19 protein-coding genes and 1 other RNA gene are annotated in these 17735 nt (G+C 43.2%); 4 read left to right on the top strand and 16 right to left on the bottom strand.

Annotation, left to right across the window (positions count from 1 at the left end; genetic code table 11):
• Positions 1-128: 128 nt before the first annotated feature.
• The 6 genes from ABE547_RS04885 to ABE547_RS04860 all read right to left on the bottom strand — a co-directional run bounded on the left by ABE547_RS04885 (position 129) and on the right by ABE547_RS04860 (position 5099).
• Complete coding sequence (locus ABE547_RS04885) at positions 129-1367, bottom strand: competence/damage-inducible protein A (RefSeq protein WP_347377706.1); 1239 nt, start codon at positions 1365-1367, stop codon at positions 129-131.
• A gap of 3 nt (positions 1368-1370) precedes the next feature.
• Complete coding sequence (gene pgsA / locus ABE547_RS04880; protein WP_347377705.1) at positions 1371-1913, bottom strand: CDP-diacylglycerol--glycerol-3-phosphate 3-phosphatidyltransferase; 543 nt, start codon at positions 1911-1913, stop codon at positions 1371-1373.
• Positions 1913-3235: a 30S ribosomal protein S12 methylthiotransferase RimO gene (gene rimO / locus ABE547_RS04875; RefSeq protein ID WP_347377704.1), complete on the bottom strand. Its 1323-nt coding sequence runs from the start codon at positions 3233-3235 to the stop codon at positions 1913-1915. Before rimO ends, pgsA begins: the two co-directional genes overlap by 1 nt.
• Before the next feature lie 81 nt (positions 3236-3316).
• On the bottom strand, positions 3317-3556 hold the full coding sequence (rpoZ, locus tag ABE547_RS04870; protein WP_347377703.1) for a DNA-directed RNA polymerase subunit omega: 240 nt from the start codon (positions 3554-3556) through the stop codon (positions 3317-3319).
• A gap of 3 nt (positions 3557-3559) precedes the next feature.
• Positions 3560-4180 carry a guanylate kinase gene (gene gmk / locus ABE547_RS04865; RefSeq protein ID WP_347377702.1) on the bottom strand — a complete coding sequence of 207 codons (621 nt, stop codon included), beginning with the start codon at positions 4178-4180 and terminating at the stop codon, positions 3560-3562.
• Between the two features lie 37 nt (positions 4181-4217).
• The gene (locus tag ABE547_RS04860; RefSeq protein ID WP_347377701.1) at positions 4218-5099 is read right to left on the bottom strand and encodes a YicC/YloC family endoribonuclease; all 882 of its coding nucleotides are present in this window, start codon (positions 5097-5099) and stop codon (positions 4218-4220) included.
• A 187-nt stretch (positions 5100-5286) separates the two neighbouring features.
• Between ABE547_RS04860 and ABE547_RS04855 the strand changes: the two genes are divergently transcribed.
• Complete coding sequence (locus tag ABE547_RS04855) at positions 5287-7026, top strand: NFACT RNA binding domain-containing protein (protein ID WP_347377700.1); 1740 nt, start codon at positions 5287-5289, stop codon at positions 7024-7026.
• A gap of 65 nt (positions 7027-7091) precedes the next feature.
• Here ABE547_RS04855 and ABE547_RS04850 read toward each other — a convergent pair whose 3' ends face one another.
• Genes ABE547_RS04850 through pheA form a run of 3 tightly spaced genes read right to left on the bottom strand, consistent with a single transcriptional unit; the run spans position 7092 to position 10888 of the window.
• A complete protein-coding gene (locus ABE547_RS04850) occupies positions 7092-8423 on the bottom strand; it encodes an MATE family efflux transporter (RefSeq protein WP_347377699.1) in 1332 nt (443 codons plus the stop codon).
• Positions 8424-8440: 17 nt separating this feature from the next.
• Positions 8441-9739 (bottom strand): ATP-binding protein, encoded by a 1299-nt coding sequence (locus ABE547_RS04845; RefSeq protein ID WP_347377698.1) that lies wholly within the window; start codon positions 9737-9739, stop codon positions 8441-8443.
• An 18-nt stretch (positions 9740-9757) separates the two neighbouring features.
• On the bottom strand, positions 9758-10888 hold the full coding sequence (gene pheA, locus ABE547_RS04840; protein WP_347377697.1) for a prephenate dehydratase: 1131 nt from the start codon (positions 10886-10888) through the stop codon (positions 9758-9760).
• A gap of 212 nt (positions 10889-11100) precedes the next feature.
• Here pheA and ABE547_RS04835 point away from each other — a divergent pair, with 212 nt between their 5' ends.
• The 3 genes from ABE547_RS04835 to ABE547_RS04825 are packed head-to-tail and all read left to right on the top strand — an operon-like array spanning position 11101 to position 13029.
• Complete coding sequence (locus ABE547_RS04835) at positions 11101-11637, top strand: nitroreductase family protein (RefSeq protein WP_347377696.1); 537 nt, start codon at positions 11101-11103, stop codon at positions 11635-11637.
• Between the two features lie 14 nt (positions 11638-11651).
• The gene (pyrB, locus tag ABE547_RS04830; RefSeq protein ID WP_347377695.1) at positions 11652-12569 is read left to right on the top strand and encodes an aspartate carbamoyltransferase; all 918 of its coding nucleotides are present in this window, start codon (positions 11652-11654) and stop codon (positions 12567-12569) included.
• 13 nt (positions 12570-12582) lie between these two features.
• A complete protein-coding gene (locus tag ABE547_RS04825; protein WP_347377694.1) occupies positions 12583-13029 on the top strand; it encodes an aspartate carbamoyltransferase regulatory subunit in 447 nt (148 codons plus the stop codon).
• Between the two features lie 175 nt (positions 13030-13204).
• Here the strand turns inward: ABE547_RS04825 and rnpB are convergent.
• The 7 genes from rnpB to ABE547_RS04790 all read right to left on the bottom strand — a co-directional run bounded on the left by rnpB (position 13205) and on the right by ABE547_RS04790 (position 17708).
• Positions 13205-13556, bottom strand: an RNA gene (gene rnpB / locus ABE547_RS04820) — RNase P RNA component class A.
• A gap of 61 nt (positions 13557-13617) precedes the next feature.
• Complete coding sequence (gene rnhA / locus ABE547_RS04815; RefSeq protein WP_347377847.1) at positions 13618-14097, bottom strand: ribonuclease HI; 480 nt, start codon at positions 14095-14097, stop codon at positions 13618-13620.
• The gene (locus tag ABE547_RS04810; protein ID WP_347377693.1) at positions 14097-14792 is read right to left on the bottom strand and encodes an MBL fold metallo-hydrolase; all 696 of its coding nucleotides are present in this window, start codon (positions 14790-14792) and stop codon (positions 14097-14099) included. Before ABE547_RS04810 ends, rnhA begins: the two co-directional genes overlap by 1 nt.
• A gap of 3 nt (positions 14793-14795) precedes the next feature.
• Positions 14796-15266, bottom strand: a complete 471-nt coding sequence (locus tag ABE547_RS04805; protein ID WP_347377692.1) for a MogA/MoaB family molybdenum cofactor biosynthesis protein — start codon at positions 15264-15266, stop codon at positions 14796-14798.
• 55 nt (positions 15267-15321) lie between these two features.
• The gene (locus tag ABE547_RS04800; protein WP_347377691.1) at positions 15322-15999 is read right to left on the bottom strand and encodes an LrgB family protein; all 678 of its coding nucleotides are present in this window, start codon (positions 15997-15999) and stop codon (positions 15322-15324) included.
• The gene (locus tag ABE547_RS04795) at positions 15992-16378 is read right to left on the bottom strand and encodes a CidA/LrgA family protein (RefSeq protein ID WP_347377690.1); all 387 of its coding nucleotides are present in this window, start codon (positions 16376-16378) and stop codon (positions 15992-15994) included. Before ABE547_RS04795 ends, ABE547_RS04800 begins: the two co-directional genes overlap by 8 nt.
• 181 nt (positions 16379-16559) lie before the next feature.
• The gene (locus ABE547_RS04790; protein ID WP_347377689.1) at positions 16560-17708 is read right to left on the bottom strand and encodes an iron-containing alcohol dehydrogenase; all 1149 of its coding nucleotides are present in this window, start codon (positions 17706-17708) and stop codon (positions 16560-16562) included.
• Positions 17709-17735 lie beyond the last annotated feature (27 nt).

Raw genomic sequence — 17735 nt, 5'->3', positions numbered from 1 at the left:
ACTGTAAGGCTTGTTATAACTTTAACACCATACTCGGCTATTATTTTCTCATATATTCCACCATTCGTCAATATTTTTTGTTATCTAAAATCTGCCGAATATTACAGTCTTTTTCCCTGTAAATAATATTATTTTAACAGTTCCTCTCTTAAAAGTGTCAGTGCTCTTGCAACTGCAGATTCCCTGTTTTTACTTCGGTTCCCGGTAAAATGACATTCTTCCACTCTCACATGTCCTTTTACATAGCATCCGATATAGACAAGACCCACCGGTTTTTCCGGTGTTCCTCCCCCGGGACCGGCAATTCCCGTCACACCAAGAGCTGCATCCGCCCCTGCCGCGCGTGCCGCTCCTTTTGCCATCTCAGCCGCCGTCTGTTCACTGACAGCTCCGTAAGTTTCAAGCGTCTCATGTCTTACATCAAGAAGATGTTCCTTTGATTCATTTGCATACGTCACATATCCTTCTTTATATACATCAGATGCACCGGATACATTGAGAAGTCTGCCTGCAAGCAGACCTCCGGTACAGGATTCGGCCGTTGTCACTGTCATCTTCTGATCAGCCAACATATGAACCACGACATCTTCCAGAGAAACATCCTCACACATTGTATAGATCTTATCTCCAAACCTTCGGGACAATTCTTCCAGCATTGGTTGCATCAGCTTCTCGGCCGCCTTTTCATCTGCCGCTCTGGCTGTCACGCGAAAATGTACTTCTCCCGTCTTGGCATATGGTGCGAGCGTCGGATTCGTCTGCGCGTCCATCAGATCTGATACCATCGTCTCTGCACTGCTTTCTCCGATGGAACAGATCTTGACCATCCTTGAGTAGATTCCCTCCGGCTGCATACGGGTCAGATAAGGTACAATATCCCTCTCAAACATCGGCTTTATCTCATTCGGAGGACCCGGCAGAAGAATTACTATTTTCCCATGGTCTTCAAGAATCAGACCGGGTGCAGTACCATTGTGATTGTCAATCACGACTGCACCTTCCGGAACCAGTGCCTGCTTCCAGTTATTCTCCGTAATCTGTCTGCGATGATTTCTCAGAAAATATTCCTGAATCCGTTCTTTCGTATGGGCATCCTCATAAAGCGGTTTTCGAAAAACTCTTGCTGCAACTTCTTTCGTAATATCATCTTTCGTAGGTCCGAGACCTCCGCTGAGGATTACGATATCTGATCGGGACAGTGCGGTCTTCAATGTATCCTGCAGGCGCTCCTCATTGTCTCCTACCACACTCTGGTGATAGCAGGACAATCCCAGCATCGCACATTTTTCAGAAAGATATGCCGCATTGGTATTTACAATATTCCCAAGTAAGATCTCCGTACCGACTGAAATCAGTTCTACTGTCATGGATTACATGCCTCCCTGAGTCAACACCTGAACATTCTTGGCTACATAATCGATCAGGGACACAACCGTCAGAACCAGAGATACCCAGATCAGTATCGTTCCGATCAGGTCAAAAGCGCCTCCGAGATCTGCAATCAGTACAATGATCATAGCCATCTGAGAAACTGTTTTAAACTTCCCCCAGTAGCTTGCCGCAATCACGATTCCATTATCGGATGCCACCAGACGGAACCCGCTGATGATAAATTCTCTGGCAATAATAACGATCACAAACCATGCTTCCAGCTTTCCCATCGGAATCATACAGATCATTGCAGAACATACCAGAAGCTTGTCTGCCAGGGGATCCATAAATTTTCCGAAATTCGTTACCAGATTTCTTGCTCTGGCAATCTTGCCATCCAGCATATCCGTAAGACTTGCCACACAGAAGATTATCAGCGCAATCCATTTATTGGCAGCTCCTCCCACATCAGTCAGCATGAAAAACACAAAAAACGGTACCATAATTACTCTTAAAACGGTTAATTTGTTTGGTAAATTCATTACATCAACTCTCCTATCAAATCATATTCCAATGCTCCGGTTACCTTTACTTTTGCAAAATCTCCGGTCATCAGTTCCTCATCTGTGTTTATGAAAATAAGACCGTCTACATTCGGAGCATCCTTGTATGTACGCCCCACATATGCATTTTCATCGGCCACTTTTCCTTCAATCATAACCAATACTTCCCGTCCGATCATATCTTCCGCCTGATCAAATACGATATCCTGCTGCAGTTCCATGATCTCTGCCTGGCGATCCACTTTTACTTCCTCCGGTATCTGATCCGGCATGGATGCTGCCGGTGTATCTTCCTCCGGAGAATAGGTGAATACTCCGAGACGGTCAAACTCCATCTCATCCACAAATTCCATGACTTCCTCGTGCTGTTCTTTCGTCTCTCCCGGAAATCCCGTAATCAGCGTGGTACGAAGTGTAATATCCGGGATTTCCTGACGCAGCTTTTCGATAATATCGATCAATTGCTTTTTGGATGTTCTTCTTCCCATTCTTTTCAGGATCTCATCATTGGCATGCTGTATCGGTAGATCCAGATAATGGCAGATCTTCGGTTCTTCTTTCATAACCCGGATCAGATTTTCATCAATCTCTTCCGGGTAGCAATAAAGGATCCGGATCCAGCGGATTCCTTTCACCTCACAGAGTCTTCTGAGAAGTACATGCAAGCTTTTTTCTCCGTACAGATCCCTTCCGTACAGAGTTGTCTCCTGCGCAACCAGAATCAGTTCTTTCACCCCTTGCTCTGCGAGTTCTTCCGCTTCTTTCACCAGACGATCCATCGGAACACTCCGGTAATTACCTCGGATTTTTGGAATAATACAGTATGTGCAATGCTTGTCACATCCTTCTGCAATCTTCAGGTACGCATAATGCCCGCCTGTCGTCACCATTCTGTGACTGTCCGGAAGCGGAAGTGCATTGACATCTGCAAGCTCCATATGCCCGTTTCCGACAAGCGCACCTTCCACCGCATCGACAATCTTATCGTAAGATGTGGTACCGAGAACTGCATCTACTTCCGGTATCTCTTTTTGAATCTCTTCCTGATATCTCTGTGCAAGACATCCGGTGACGATCAGTGCTTTCAGTCGTCCTTCCGTCTTGTACCGGGCCATATCCAGAATTGTCTGAATGCTTTCTTCTTTTGCATCATGGATAAAACAGCAGGTATTGACCACGATCACATCTGCCATCGTCTCATCGTCTACGATCTGATAGCCCTTTGCATCCAGAAGCCCCAACATGACTTCCGAATCCACCAGATTTTTATCACATCCAAGTGATATAAATAATATATTCATCATTTCCTCCTTTTCGTCGGTCACATTGTGAAGAAAGGCAGATACCTTACGGCACCTGCCTGTTACCTGTCACTTTTCGGATTATTCCTCTTCTTCACCGATCACTTTAATCTTCCCCTGATTCAGTTCATCGATTGCAACGGACAACGGTTTTTCTCCTCCTCTGGTATCTACAAGAGGCATGGATCCGTCAATGATCTCTCTTGCTCTTTTTGCAGTAGCCATAACGATAGAATAACGGCTGTTTACGACTTTTGTCTCACCTTCTTCTACGTCCTTGTTTACTACGCACATTAAATCTGTGTAAGATGGGTGTAACATACACTATTCTCCTTTCAATTCTTGTTTCATCTGCTCTATAAATGCGTAATTACGAAAACTTCTTCTGTGCTCTCCCTGAATGATCCGATGCACTTCTTCTACACATTCCTGAAGGTCATCGTTGATAATCAGATAATCATACTGATCCATTCCAAGAGCCTCTTCTTTTGCACGGTTCATACGGAATTCAATCACATCCATAGTCTCCGTACCACGGTTCACCAGACGCTTCTTCAGCTCCTGTGCACTCGGCGGCGTTACAAACAAAAGCAGTGCATCCGGGAACTTCTCCCTGACCTTGAGCGCACCCTGTATTTCAATCTCCAGGATCACATCTTTGCCTGCTTTCATCTGCTCTTCCACGTATTCACGCGGCGTTCCGTAGTAATTATCCACGTACTTAGCATACTCTATCAATTCATCTTTCGCAATCATTTTTTCAAATTCTTCTACCGATTTGAAAAAGTATTCCCGTCCGTTTTCTTCTCCGACACGGGGATTTCTCGTTGTTGCAGAAATCGACAATGCATAATTCTCATACTTTTTCAACAGTTCTTTCATGATCGTTCCTTTTCCGGAACCGGAAAAACCAGATACTACGATCAGTATACCTTTTTCTTCCATGAACTTACCCTCTCATTCTGTTATCATTCTTCTGTATCTATTCAATGTTCTGAATCTGCTCTCTGACTTTTTCAATCTCGGTCTTAAGTTCAATTCCGATATTGGAGACTTCAAGATCATTCGCCTTGGAAAGAATCGTATTCGCCTCACGGTTCATCTCCTGTGCGATAAAGTCCAGCTTACGTCCGATTCCACTCTCATCTGACAGAAGTGTTTCTTTCATGTGATTCACATGGCTTCTGAGTCTCACTACTTCTTCATCTGTACAGATCTTATCCGCAAATATAACAACTTCGGCTGCGATCCGTCCTTCATCCATCTGTGTATCTTCCAGAAGTTCTTTTACCTTCTCTTCAAGCTTCGCACGATACTCTGCCAGGATCTTCGGAGAACGCTCTTCAATCTCACCTACAAGATTCAGCATACCGTCCAGTTTACTGATCAGATCTTCCTTCAGGTGTTCTCCTTCCAGTGTACGAGTCTCCACAAACTGGCTGATAGCACCATCCAGCGCTTTCTTCAGTCCATTCCACAGTTCATCCTCATCTACCGGCTGTTCCTCCATTGTAAGAACTTCCGGATAACGGGATAATGTAGAAACCCGAATATCATTTTCCAGAGAGAATGTTTCTCCCATCTTTTTCAGATAAGACAAATACTCTGCGGCAAGTGTCTCATTATATTTTAACGACACCTGACTTTCTGACATGTCCTCATATGTAATAAATATATCTACTTTTCCACGGTGAACACTCTGCTTCAACAGATTACGAATCGCATTTTCGAAAAAATTCAGTTTCTTCGGCATACGGATGTTGGCATCCAGATAACGATGATTTACACTTTTCATCTCTACCGAAAACTTACGGTTTCCTTCTGTTATTTCACAGTGTCCAAAACCTGTCATACTTTTAATCATGTTAGAACCTCTTCTTAAAAATAATAATGTATAAAATTGTACGGCAAAAACCAGTATTATTATAAGGCATTTGGAATATCTCGTCAACTATGATATACTAATTAGAAAGTTACAGTTGGCACAGGTGTGAACTGTAATATCACAGGTTTTAACCACACAATATCATATTACGAAAGGAATATCTATTATGGCATTTGACGGAATTACAGTTGCCGCTCTCGTTCAGGAACTTCGTTCCTGTCTTACTGGCGGCAGAATTGCCAAGATCGCACAGCCTGAGACGGATGAGCTTCTCCTCTCTGTCAAGACACCGGAAGGATTACGAAGGCTCTACATCTCTGCAAGTGCATCTCTTCCTCTTATATATCTGACCGAGGACAACAAACCAAGTCCCATGACAGCACCTAATTTCTGTATGCTGCTCAGAAAACACATCGGAAATGGACGGATCGTTGCTGTCTCGCAGCCGAAACTGGAACGAATCATCCAGCTGGACATCGAGCATCTGGATGAACTGGGAGATCTCTGCCGAAAAAAACTGATCGTTGAGATCATGGGAAAGCACAGTAACATTATATTCTGTGATGATCAGGATCGAATCATCGACAGCATCAAGCATGTCTCCGCCCAGATGAGTTCTGTACGTGAAGTTCTTCCCGGACGGGAGTATTTTATTCCGGATACGCAGGAAAAGCTGGATCCTCTGACTTCAGACGCTGATATCTTTACCAGAACACTTTCTGAGAGACCAATGCCCCTTGCCAAAGCAATCTACACAAGTTTTACAGGTATCAGCCCGGTTGTCGCAGAAGAGATCTGCAGTCTTGCCGGAATTGATTCCTCTGTTACGGCAAAAGATCTCTCTGAAGATATCATGATTCATCTGTATCGTCAGTTTCAGTATTATATGGAAGCAATCCGCACTGGCCAGTTCCATCCGGTCATCTACTTTGACCACAACGCTCCAAAAGAATTCAGTGCGCTGCCTCTGTCACACTTTCAGAATCTGACCGGTCAGACGTATGATTCCATCTCTGAGGTGCTTTACATCTACTATTCTACCCGAAACACACTGACGAGAATTCATCAAAAAAGTGCTGATCTCAGACATGTGGTCTCGACAGCACTGGAACGTAATCGAAAAAAGTATGACCTTCAGACACGCCAGCTAAGAGATACCGAAGGGCGTGAAAAATATCGCGTATATGGAGAGCTGATCAATGCTTACGGCTACAATCTTGAGCCCGGTTCAAAAGAACTGAAAGCATTCAATTATTATACCAATCAGGACATTGTCATTCCACTTGACCCGACGCTGACCCCACAGGAGAATTCACAGAAATACTTTGCCAGATATAACAAACAAAAACGTACGTATGAGGCATTGAGTGAACTGATCCGTGAAACTGCTGACGACATACAATATCTGGAATCCATCAGCAATTCCCTCGATATCGCCATGAGCGAGGCAGATCTTACCCAGATTAAGGAAGAATTGATGCAGAGCGGCTATATCCGAAGAAAAAATACCCGCAAAAAAGTTAAGATTACCAGCAAGCCACTGCACTTTATCTCCGGTGACGGATATCACATGTATGTTGGAAAAAACAACCTGCAGAACGATGAGCTGACATTTAACTTTGCCAACGGAGGAGACTGGTGGTTTCATGCCAAAGGTGCTCCCGGTTCCCATGTCATTGTAAAAACCAACGGCAATGAACTTCCGGACCGCACATTCGAAGAAGCGGGACGACTTGCTGCATATTACTCAAAAAATCGGGGTAGTGATAAAGTCGAGATTGATTATGTAGAAAAAAAACATGTCAAAAAACCGAACGGTGCAAAACCTGGATTTGTTGTATACTATACCAATTATTCACTTATGATTGATTCTGACATTACCGGTATTCAAATGATAGACGATTAGAAAACGGATCTGTACGATTCCAAATCAACAAAAAGAGAGGAAAGATTATATCATCTCCTCTCTTTTTATTCTCTCTGGATCCACCTGAGATACAGATATCCGGTCACATCTGCAAGGAACCATCCGATCGGAATCGCCCACCAGATTCCATATACACCGATAGCCCTGATTGGGGCCAGGGTATATGCAAGCAAAACTCTGGTTCCAAGTGATATCACCGTAAGCACCACCGACATCTCCGGTTTACCGATTGCACGATAATATCCATACCACAACATAAGAATTCCTATTCCAAGATAAAATGATCCTTCAATCCTGAGATATTCAACACCAATGCGAATAATCTCTACTTCAGAGGGCTGAATAAATATCAGCATCAGATACCTGGCCAGTAACACAACCGTAACCGATACACCAACGCAAAAAAGTACGGAAGTAAGGATTGCCGAACGTACCCCCTTGTCCACACGCTGCTGCTTTCCTGCACCGCGGTTCTGTGAGATAAAGATGGAAAATGCATTGGCAAATTCCTGCGCCGGCATATAAGCAAATGAGTCAATCTTGACTGCTGCAGCAAATGCAGCCATTACCGCTGTTCCAAAACTGTTCACCAGCCCCTGGATCATAAGAATTCCAAAGTTCATAACCGATTGCTGAACACTTGCGGCAATTGAAAAATGTATAATCTCTCCAAGCGAATCTCTGCTCTTTCTGATCGCCTGTAGTCTCATTGAAAATCGAAGCGACGGTTCTTGGACCCATGTATACATCGCAATCCCAACACCGGATACGATCTGTGACACTACCGTCGCCCATGCAGCTCCCGCAATTCCCCACTGAAACACAAGCACAAACAGAATATCCAGAACAATATTGAGAACGGAAGAGATTCCAAGAAACAGCAGTGGAATCACAGAATTTCCTACCGCTCTTAACAAAAAAGCAAAAAAATTGTACAAAAAAATAAAAAAGATTCCCCAGAAGATTACCCACACATATTCCCTGGTCATCTGCTGAATATCCGCAGGAATCTTCAAAAGGTACAATATGATATCGATCAATACAAATACAAGGACATTCATCACCAACGTGATCACTCCGATAAAAAGAAAAGAAGAGGTGATTCCCTCTCTTAGCTTTCGATGGTTCTCTTGTCCGAAATAAAACGAAAAAACGGTTCCGCTGCCCATACACATGCCGATCAGAACAGAGGTCAGGAAGGTCATCAGCGTATATGCAGCTCCTACCGCTGCCAGCGCTCCTGCCCCCAGAAACTTACCCACAATCAGCATATCTACAATATTATAACATTGCTGGAGCAGGTTCCCAACAATCATTGGCCCTGCAAACACCAGCATTGTCTTTGTTATATTTCCCTGTGTCAGATCTTTTTTCATGTTAACTACCAATTTTCTCAACGGTTTTCTTTTGTTCCCGCCAGATAATCAATGAACTGCTGTGCCGTTCTTCCGGATAATCCTCCATGGCTGAGTTCCCACTTATTCGCTTCCAGCAAGAGCTGGTCTTCCGGCATATCGATCGAGCTTCTCTTTGCAAGCTGACGTACAATCTCCTGAAATTCCTTCTTATCCGGCTTTCCAAAATAGATCGTCACGCCAAAACGTGCAACCAGAGACAGCTTTTCCTGTACCGTATCATTGGTATGAAGTTCCTCGTCCCGATCTTCTTTATCCTTAAATGTTTCCCGGATCAGATGTCTTCTGTTTGAAGTTGCATAGATTAATACGTTATCCGGTTTTCTTTCCAGTCCGCCTTCAATCACGGCCTTCAGATACTTATACTCAATCTCAAACTCTTCAAAAGACAGATCATCCATATAGATAATGAACTTGTAATTTCTGTTTTTAATCTGTGCAATCACATCATTCAGATCCTGGAACTGATGCTTGTACACTTCTATCATACGGAGTCCCTGATCATAATACTGGTTCAGAATCGCTTTGATGGAAGATGATTTTCCCGTCCCCGCATCGCCAAACAGCAGACAGTTATTGGCCTTTCTTCCTTCTACGAATGCCTCGGTATTTTCAATCAGTTTCTTCTTTGCAATCTCATATCCGACCAAATCATCCAGATGCACATGTGCGATCTTGGTAATCGGTATGATCTCTGCGCCATCCTCAACATGCTCTACACGAAATGCTTTGTGAAGCCCGAACTTACCCACACCGAATTCTTTATAAAACTGTGTCATAATATTCTTGAATTCTTCCGGCGTCTCCGCTTTCGCAAGACTTCTGCTCAATCCGCAGATTTTGTCGCGTACCCTCTGGTTGAATACCTTCCCATGTCCGCTCGTTCCCTGATAGTCATGAATCATTGACAGACAATCTACTCCCATGACTTCTTCCAGATCATGAAAATCATAGTCAAAGAGTTCTTTAAAGATTGCAAAATCATGAAGTGCAACCTGATTAATGCTTCCCTCTACCGCTCCTACAATCTCACAGGAAGTGCTGTACGCATTTTCATGGCTTGCCATCAGATATGTCAGATAATTATGCCACAGATCTCCTTCGAATCCATGACTGACCGCCAGTTCAAGTATCTCATTCACCGACTCGAACAGAAGTCCCTTCATATCCTCCATATTATAATAGTCATTTTGGTAATTTTCCATCAGAAAAGTCATATCCTGAAGGATCTGACCATTTTCCATGTGCTTGTATAACATTAACTCATTAGTTCTCATCTTCTACCACTCTTCCCTTTAATAATTTCCAAGAATTCTCAGATTCCGGCTTTCTTCCCGAAGTCCCCGGATTGCATTCTTCACTCCCGGCTCTGTCAGATTACCATCAAAATCAATAAAGAAACGATATTCCCAGCTTTTTCCCTCCATAGGTCTTGATTCAATCTTCGTCATATTCAAATCGTTATACACAAAATGAGACAAGAGATGATACAACGAACATTTTTCGTGAGGAATTTCAAAACAGATACTAATCTTCTTTGCATCTTTTAAAAACACCTTCTGATTGGTGATCACAATAAATCTTGTAGAATTATTCTTTTCATCATTGATATCCTCAGCCAGTACAGATAACCCATAGACAGATGCCGCATATGCACTGCAGACTGCTGCATGCCTTTTATCCTGATCTTCCAGAATCTTCTTTGCTGCGAGGGCCGTATTAGCCACACTGATCTGCTGCCAGTCCGCATGCTGATCCAGAAATCTGGACGCCTGCATCAGAGCCTCTGCCTTGGAGTAGACTCTTTCAATCTCAGATATGTCGGTCCCCGGAAGCCCGGATAACGTATTTTTAATCGGGATAATGGTCTCTCCCACAATATAGTTCTCGAATTCTACCAGCAGATCATAGATCTCGTTAACCGCTCCTGCCGTGGAATTCTCGATCGGAAGTACCGCATAGTCAGCAGCTCCCTCTTCAATTGCTTCCATCGCCTCACGAAACGTATGTACATGATAATTGTTACATCCTTTTCCAAAATAATGCTCCATGGCAGCCTGACTGTAAGCACCTTCTGTTCCCTGAAATACAATTCTTGCGTTCTCCTTATCCAGAGAATCAATCTCAATAAACGGAAGCCGTCCCAGTGCACCTGCATCCACAAGCTGCTGATACTGAAGCTTTCTGCTGATTGCCAGAAACTGTTTATAGACTTCACCGATTCCTTTTTTGTTAAACTCAGAGGTGACCTTATTCGTTACTTCTGTAATCTTATTGCGCTCTCGCTGCCGGTCAAAGATCTTGTATCCGTTTCTGATCTTATTCATTCCGATCTCTTCACAGATATTCATTCTTTCTTCATAGAGTTTCACGATCTGATCATCTACGTCACTTAATTTTACTCTCAGTTCCTCTAATTCTGTCATCTGTTATTCTCCTTCATACCCTTACACATACGTTCTTATACGCAGTCTATCTTGTATTATAATACAATTTTTTTATAAAATCTACCCTCTTACTTTTCTGTATTCCAAAAATAAAAAAGTCCGATTTGTAAAATTTTCGTTCAACAGGCGTTGAAAAAGTTTAACATTTATTATATGATGTATGAAAGATTTTCAATACGGAGGATAATGATATGAACACACTAGAATGTATCAAAACCAGAAGAAGTATCCGAAAGTTTAAACCGGATTCTATTGATCATTCATTATTAGATTCCCTGATATCGGCTGCATCCTATTCTCCTTCCTGGAAGAATAGTCAGATTACTCGTTATATCGCCATTGAAGATTCTTCAATTCTTAGTTCTATTATTAATGATTATACCCAAGAACACAATTCCAACATTATCAGACAGGCCCCTATGCTGATTGCAGTTACCTTTGTAAAAGGCCGCAGTGGATTTGAACGCGACGGTTCTTACTCAACGAAAAAGGGAGACCGCTGGCAGATGTTTGATATCGGTGCAGCATGCCAGACCTTTTGTCTTGCTGCCCACGAAGCAGGTCTTGGCACGGTGATTATGGGGATCTGGGATGAAGATGGAATCACCAGCCTTCTGAATATCCCGGACGATCAGGAGTTGGGAGCACTGATTGCAATTGGCTGGCCGGATATTGATCCCGAAGCACCAAAGCGGAAATCTGTATCTGAATTACTTACATATTTATAATTGAGGAGGTTTTTATGAGACACTTAATGAGTCCACTTGATTTCACTGTGGAAGAATTAGACAAACTTATGGATCTTGCCAATGACATCGAGGCAAATCCTGAAAAATATGCACATGCCTGTGCCGGAAAAAAGCTTGCTACTCTGTTCTATGAACCAAGTACAAGAACCAGACTGAGCCACGAGGCTGCCATGCTGAATCTTGGCGGAAGCGTTCTCGGCTTCTCTTCTCAGGATTCCAGTTCCGCTGCTAAGGGAGAAAGTGTATCCGACACGATTCGAACCGTATCCTGCTATGCAGATATCTGTGCAATGCGTCATCCAAAAGAAGGTGCCCCAATGGTAGCATCCAGACATTCTACCATCCCTGTGATTAATGCAGGTGACGGTGGACATCAGCACCCGACACAGACTCTGACAGATCTTCTTACGATCCGCTCTTTAAAGGGACATCTGGATCACATGACGATCGGCTTATGCGGAGATCTGAAGTTCGGACGTACTGTTCACTCTCTGATTCATGCACTGGTGCGTTATCCTGGAATCCGGTTTATTCTGATTTCTCCGGAAGAACTGAGACTCCCAAGCTATATCCGTTCCGATGTTCTGGATCGTGAGAATATTCCTTATGAAGAAGTCGTACGTCTCGAAGATGCCCTGCCAAAACTGGATCTTCTCTACATGACACGTGTTCAGAAAGAACGTTTCTTCAACGAAGAAGATTATGTACGTATGAAAGACTTCTATATCCTGGATGCAAAGAAGATGAAAATGGCTCCGGAGAATATGTATGTACTCCATCCGCTTCCGAGAGTCAATGAGATCTCTGTTGAAGTAGACGACGACCCGAGAGCAGCATACTTTAAACAGGTACAGTACGGTGTATACATCCGTATGGCGCTGATACTGACACTGCTGGAAATTGAAGTGTAAGGAGGAACGCATTATGATAAATAATACATTGAACGTTGGCCGTATAGAAGAAGGATTTGTACTGGATCATATTCAGGCCGGTCGCAGCATGGATATCTATAAATATCTTCATCTTGACAAGCTGGACTGCTGTGTTGCAATTATAAAAAATGCCAAGAGCAGTAAGATGGGTAAAAAAGACATCATGAAGATTGAGTGTCCGATCGATTTTATGGATCTTGATATTCTCGGCTTTATCGATCACAACATCACCATCAATATTATCAAGGATTCTGAGATCGTTGAAAAGAAGGCATTACATCTTCCCCGCGAGATCAAAAATGTGATCCGCTGTAAAAATCCAAGATGTATCACATCCATTGAACAGGAATTGGATCATATCTTCGTTCTTACCGATCCTGAAAAAGAGATATATCGCTGTAAATATTGTGAAGAGAAATATGAAGGCAATCTGAAATAATATAAAATGCATAATAATAAAGGGACTGTCCCAATATAGAGATACTTCATGTAAAATATATCATTCCATAAAAACGCTTCGACGCTCACTCGCTTACCTCAGCTTTTCTTATGGAATGATATATTTCAGAATGATATCTCTATATTCGAGACAGTCCCTTCATTTTATTCATAATAGAACAAGCAAAACGATAAGCCGGGTTATGTCGTTGAGTAATCATCTATCTAGATCCATCGTTGCCGATGGATTCAAGCGACCTACCTAAGACGTGACGGGCCGCCACATTGTCTTTATCCGGTCTTGCTTCGAATGGGGTTTACATATGCCCCTGCTGTTACCAGCAGGGCGGTAGTCTCTTACACTGCCCTTCCACCCTTACCTGAATAGAATTCAGGCGGTACATTTCTGTTGCACTTTCCTTGGAGTCACCTCCACCGGACGTTATCCGGCATCCTGCCCTGTGAAGCCCGGACTTTCCTCGTCTGCAGCTTTTCAGCTTTCGCAGCCGCGATTACCTGTCTTACTTGCATATGTGCATTACGCACGTGTTTCATTATAACACTGGTATCTCAAAATCACAAATACTTTTTATTCTGTGATCCCGATATCGTCTATCAATTCATCACCATCAGCTGCAGATGTAGCCAGCTGATCACATCTTTCATTCTGCGGATGACCATCATGCCCCTTCACCCAGTGAAACACGACCTGATGCTGTTCCTTCGCTTTTAAAAGTCTTTTCCAGAGATCCACATTCTTGACCGGTTCATTCTTTCCCCGTTTCCATCCCTTTTTCAGCCAGCTGTCAATCCAGTGCTGATTGAATGCATCCACTACATATTTGGAATCAGAATACAGATCCACCTCACAGGAACGATTCAATGCTTCCAGTCCTGCAATTACCGCCATGAGCTCCATACGATTGTTGGTCGTGCGCCTGTATCCCTGGGAGAGCTCTTTCATATGCAGAATCCCCCTGGTATCCACATATTCCAATACAGTGCCATAGCCTCCCGGGCCATCCGGATTCCCTCTCGCCGCACCGTCCGTATAGATACTCACATGCATCATATTTCATCCTCCCATTCAAATATCTGCTGCGGACCTGTAATATGCATCACCCTGTCCTTATATGATTCTGCCTGCGGGTCATTCATTAATCTGTCATATACTTCATATCCGTCCCACATATGCATCGGAAATACACGTTCCGTATTCGTATGCTTCATAAAATAATCAAGCCCCCAGAGCTCCTGTTTTTCCTGTCTTGGATCCAGTGGAACAAAAGCAATATCGATACCGTCATATCCGATCTTACTTATTTCATGCTGATACTTTCTCCGCATCATTTCATTATAGACATCACTTTCTTCTTCCCAGTGCCACCAGTTCAGATCTCCGGCATGATACAGTACTTTTCCCTTGCCTTCTATCAGAAAAGCAACTCCTTCATCTGTAGATCGGAAGGTCTGAATCCCAAGATCATCCACTGTGATCTTTTCCCGTGGTCCAATATAACAAGTACATCCTTCCGGTCCCTTTTCTTCGATATCATCAGAAAGAATATACTTGATATCAGGATATCTTTCCTTCCATTCAAAGATCGTTTTCTGAAAATGATCATGATGTCTGTGGCTCACAAACACATAGATCTTTTTATCCGCTGAAAAATCCGGCAGTGTGCCTTTGTAATAATCAAAGATCAGAACAAGCTCTGCATATTCCACTACAAAACCGCTATGTCTCAGATATGTAACCTTCATCTGTTAATCCTCTTTCTGGATCACTTCCACTGCATGCGCAAGCTCCGGAAGAAGGTATCTCAGACTTTCTTTTACTGCCTGTGTTTTTCCCGGAAGATTTACAATCAGAACACCATTGCGGATTCCTGCAGTACTGCGATTCAGCATGGAACGCTTTGTCAGCTTCATCGTATGAGCACGCATTGCCTCTGCAATTCCAAGTACCGGTCTTTCTACGATATCTGTTGTTGCCTCCGGTGTACAATCCTGGGGAGCACATCCTGCTCCTCCCGTCGTAAGGATCAGATCAGCAAGACGACCATCGGCAATCCGCTGCATTACTGCAGATAATACTTCCCGGTCAAGCGGAAGCGCTCTCAGAAACACCGTTTCAAATCCGGCTTCTTCAATCATTTTACGAATTGCCTCCCCGCTGGAATTCTCCTCTCTTCCCTTGTATATATCTGTATTTGCCGTAATAATTGCTACTTTCATATCGTACCTCCATTACCTTTCATCAATAGTCATGTATTTTATAATATTATACCTTTTACAGAAATAATGCAATGATTACCGTACAGATTCCTGCTACTCCCATCGCTACTCCGCTGACTGCACCCTCCACTTCGCCGATTTCAAGTGCTTTTGATGTACCGATTGCATGGCTTGCCGTTCCAAACGCAACTCCGGTTGCTACCGGATCTTTCAATCTCAGCAGACGAATCACCATAGGATGGATGATGGCACCTCCCGTACCGCATATGATTACCGCCATCATCGTAATGGATCGAAGACCGCCCAGCTGTTCTGATACGTCAAGTGCAATTGCCGTCGTCACAGACTTTGGAATCAGGGAATACAACATCTCACTGTGAAGTGACAGCATCTTGCAGAGAACGACCGTACTCGCCATCGATAAAAGACTGCCGGTCAGACATCCTATTACGATCGGAAGAAACTGTTCTTTAAGAACTTTCCTCTGCCGATAGATTGACAATCCGAGAATTGCAGTTGCCGGAACAAGGAACAGCGAGATGAACTGTGCTCCTTCCATATAATCTTCATATGATATATGAAGGATCTTCATTACAAGAATACAGATGATCATTGCAATCAAAAGTGGATTTGCAATCGGTGATCTTACCTTTTTTGCCACTATACTTCCGATATAAAACGCAATCACTGTCAGCATAATTCCAAACAGTGGATCTGACCATAGATTACTCATTTGATTTTCCTCCCTTCTTCAAAGCCCATTTCATACACTTCTGGACGATTCTCACAGAAGCATATGTTCCAAGAAACGTAAGCACCAGTGAAATGCACACAACCACAAGAAATCCGGCAATCTGTCCCTTTAAAAGTTCCAGATCTTCAATCATTCCTACTGATATCGGAACAAATACAAGTGCCATATTATCCAGCATAAAATCAGCGGTTTCCTTTATCTGCTCCTCTTTTAAAACTTTGCATGTCAAAAGCAGTGCAAGAATCAGGATTGCAATCACACTGCTCGGAATCGTAACCGGCAATAAGGAAGCAATCACTTCCGCGACAAGACAGAGTGCCAGTATGATTCCCAGCTGCTTCAATATCTTTTTACTCATTCCTATCTCTCCTTTACTCTCGAATATATAAACCCTATTATAAATTCGCCGCTTTGTCAATCTATTTCCCCAATCTTCCTGCTCATACAGGAAATAAAAAGCAAAAAAAGATCATTATAAAATACCTGTAAGTGTACTCTATAATGATCCTTTACACATATCTGTCCGGTCTCTCTGACGATTATAACGCTTTACGATACAGCATTTCTACGTCCTTAAGCGTAGTCATTCTTGGATTGGCTGCAATATTCCCACTCTTCATGGCATCGACAGCCATCTGTGGAATCTTATCTTCTGTGACTCCGACCTCTGAAAGAGTTCTTGGAATTCCGATCGAAGCATTCAGCTTTCGGATCTCTTCTACCAGCATCTCCGGTCTGAAATCTTTCACCGGCTCCCGATCCTCACTGATGTAATTATAGATCTTTTCATATCTTCCCTGATCTGCCAGTGCATTGTATTCTACGATTACAGGCAGCAGAATAGAATTGGCAATACCGTGCTGTACTCCGAAGAATGCACTGACCGGATGAGACATTGCATGCACATTACCAAGCCTTGCCCATGCAAATGCAATTCCCGCAAACATGCTTCCCGACATCATGGCACATGCTGCTTCCTCATCTTTTCTGTTCGCAACAAATCTGCGGATATTTCCTCCGATCAGTTCCATCGCTTTTTCAGCCATCGCATCTGAGAATGGAGAAGCACCAAGAGAAGTATAAGCTTCCCATGCATGGATCAGAGCATCGATTCCACAGGATGCTGCAACCATAGGCGGAACGGACATGATCATCTCCGGATCAAGAAGTGCATATTTTGGTAACAGCTCATAACTGAATACTGTCAGTTTATAATTTCTGGACATGTCTGTGATAACAGAGAATGCAGTAACCTCACTTCCTGTACCTGCCGTCGTTGGAATTGCAATGATTGGTTCGATCGGCCCCGGAACCAGATGCGCTCCTTCATATTCTGTAATGGATCCTCCATACCTGGCAAGTACTCCTACTGCTTTTGCAACGTCCATAGGGCTTCCTCCACCCAACGCTACAATACTGGTTGCACCGGATTCCTTATATACCTTTGTTGCTTCATCTACCATATCAACCGTAGGATTCGGAAGAATATCAAGGAAACTGCAAGTCTCAATTCCTTCTGCTTCAACAATATCTGTTACTTTTTGAACCACTCCCAGTTTTTCCAGTCCCCGGTCGGACACAATCATCATCTTTTTTGAACCACTTTTTTCAAGTAATTCCGGCAGTCTTTTTAAAGAACCCATTCCAAATACAATGTCCTGTGGCACTTTAAATGTGTAGTCTTTCATCTTATAGTCACCCTTTCATTTGATATC

The organism is Dorea sp. YH-dor226 (assembly GCF_039832105.1).
In the GTDB taxonomy this organism is placed as follows: domain Bacteria; phylum Bacillota; class Clostridia; order Lachnospirales; family Lachnospiraceae; genus Dorea_A.
Note: the sequence above shows the minus strand (reverse complement) of the source record. Positions and strands in the feature narration are given on the sequence as shown.

Bases quoted from the DNA above. Each gene is read 5' to 3' on its own strand.
- ABE547_RS04855 (WP_347377700.1), top strand. From the start codon at position 5,287: ATGGCATTTGACGGAATTACAGTTGCCGCTCTCGTTCAGGAACTTCGT.
- ABE547_RS04825 (WP_347377694.1), top strand. From the start codon at position 12,583: ATGATAAATAATACATTGAACGTTGGCCGTATAGAAGAAGGATTTGTA.
- ABE547_RS04860 (WP_347377701.1), bottom strand. From the start codon at position 5,099: ATGATTAAAAGTATGACAGGTTTTGGACACTGTGAAATAACAGAAGGA.
- ABE547_RS04795 (WP_347377690.1), bottom strand. From the start codon at position 16,378: ATGAGTAAAAAGATATTGAAGCAGCTGGGAATCATACTGGCACTCTGT.
- gmk (WP_347377702.1), bottom strand. From the start codon at position 4,180: ATGGAAGAAAAAGGTATACTGATCGTAGTATCTGGTTTTTCCGGTTCC.
- pheA (WP_347377697.1), bottom strand. From the start codon at position 10,888: ATGACAGAATTAGAGGAACTGAGAGTAAAATTAAGTGACGTAGATGAT.
- ABE547_RS04790 (WP_347377689.1), bottom strand. From the start codon at position 17,708: ATGAAAGACTACACATTTAAAGTGCCACAGGACATTGTATTTGGAATG.
- ABE547_RS04885 (WP_347377706.1), bottom strand. From the start codon at position 1,367: ATGACAGTAGAACTGATTTCAGTCGGTACGGAGATCTTACTTGGGAAT.
- ABE547_RS04800 (WP_347377691.1), bottom strand. From the start codon at position 15,999: ATGAGTAATCTATGGTCAGATCCACTGTTTGGAATTATGCTGACAGTG.
- pgsA (WP_347377705.1), bottom strand. From the start codon at position 1,913: ATGAATTTACCAAACAAATTAACCGTTTTAAGAGTAATTATGGTACCG.
- ABE547_RS04850 (WP_347377699.1), bottom strand. From the start codon at position 8,423: ATGAAAAAAGATCTGACACAGGGAAATATAACAAAGACAATGCTGGTG.
- rimO (WP_347377704.1), bottom strand. From the start codon at position 3,235: ATGAATATATTATTTATATCACTTGGATGTGATAAAAATCTGGTGGAT.
- ABE547_RS04835 (WP_347377696.1), top strand. From the start codon at position 11,101: ATGAACACACTAGAATGTATCAAAACCAGAAGAAGTATCCGAAAGTTT.
- rnhA (WP_347377847.1), bottom strand. From the start codon at position 14,097: ATGCATGTGAGTATCTATACGGACGGTGCGGCGAGAGGGAATCCGGAT.
- ABE547_RS04845 (WP_347377698.1), bottom strand. From the start codon at position 9,739: ATGAGAACTAATGAGTTAATGTTATACAAGCACATGGAAAATGGTCAG.
- rpoZ (WP_347377703.1), bottom strand. From the start codon at position 3,556: ATGTTACACCCATCTTACACAGATTTAATGTGCGTAGTAAACAAGGAC.
- pyrB (WP_347377695.1), top strand. From the start codon at position 11,652: ATGAGACACTTAATGAGTCCACTTGATTTCACTGTGGAAGAATTAGAC.
- ABE547_RS04810 (WP_347377693.1), bottom strand. From the start codon at position 14,792: ATGAAGGTTACATATCTGAGACATAGCGGTTTTGTAGTGGAATATGCA.
- ABE547_RS04805 (WP_347377692.1), bottom strand. From the start codon at position 15,266: ATGAAAGTAGCAATTATTACGGCAAATACAGATATATACAAGGGAAGA.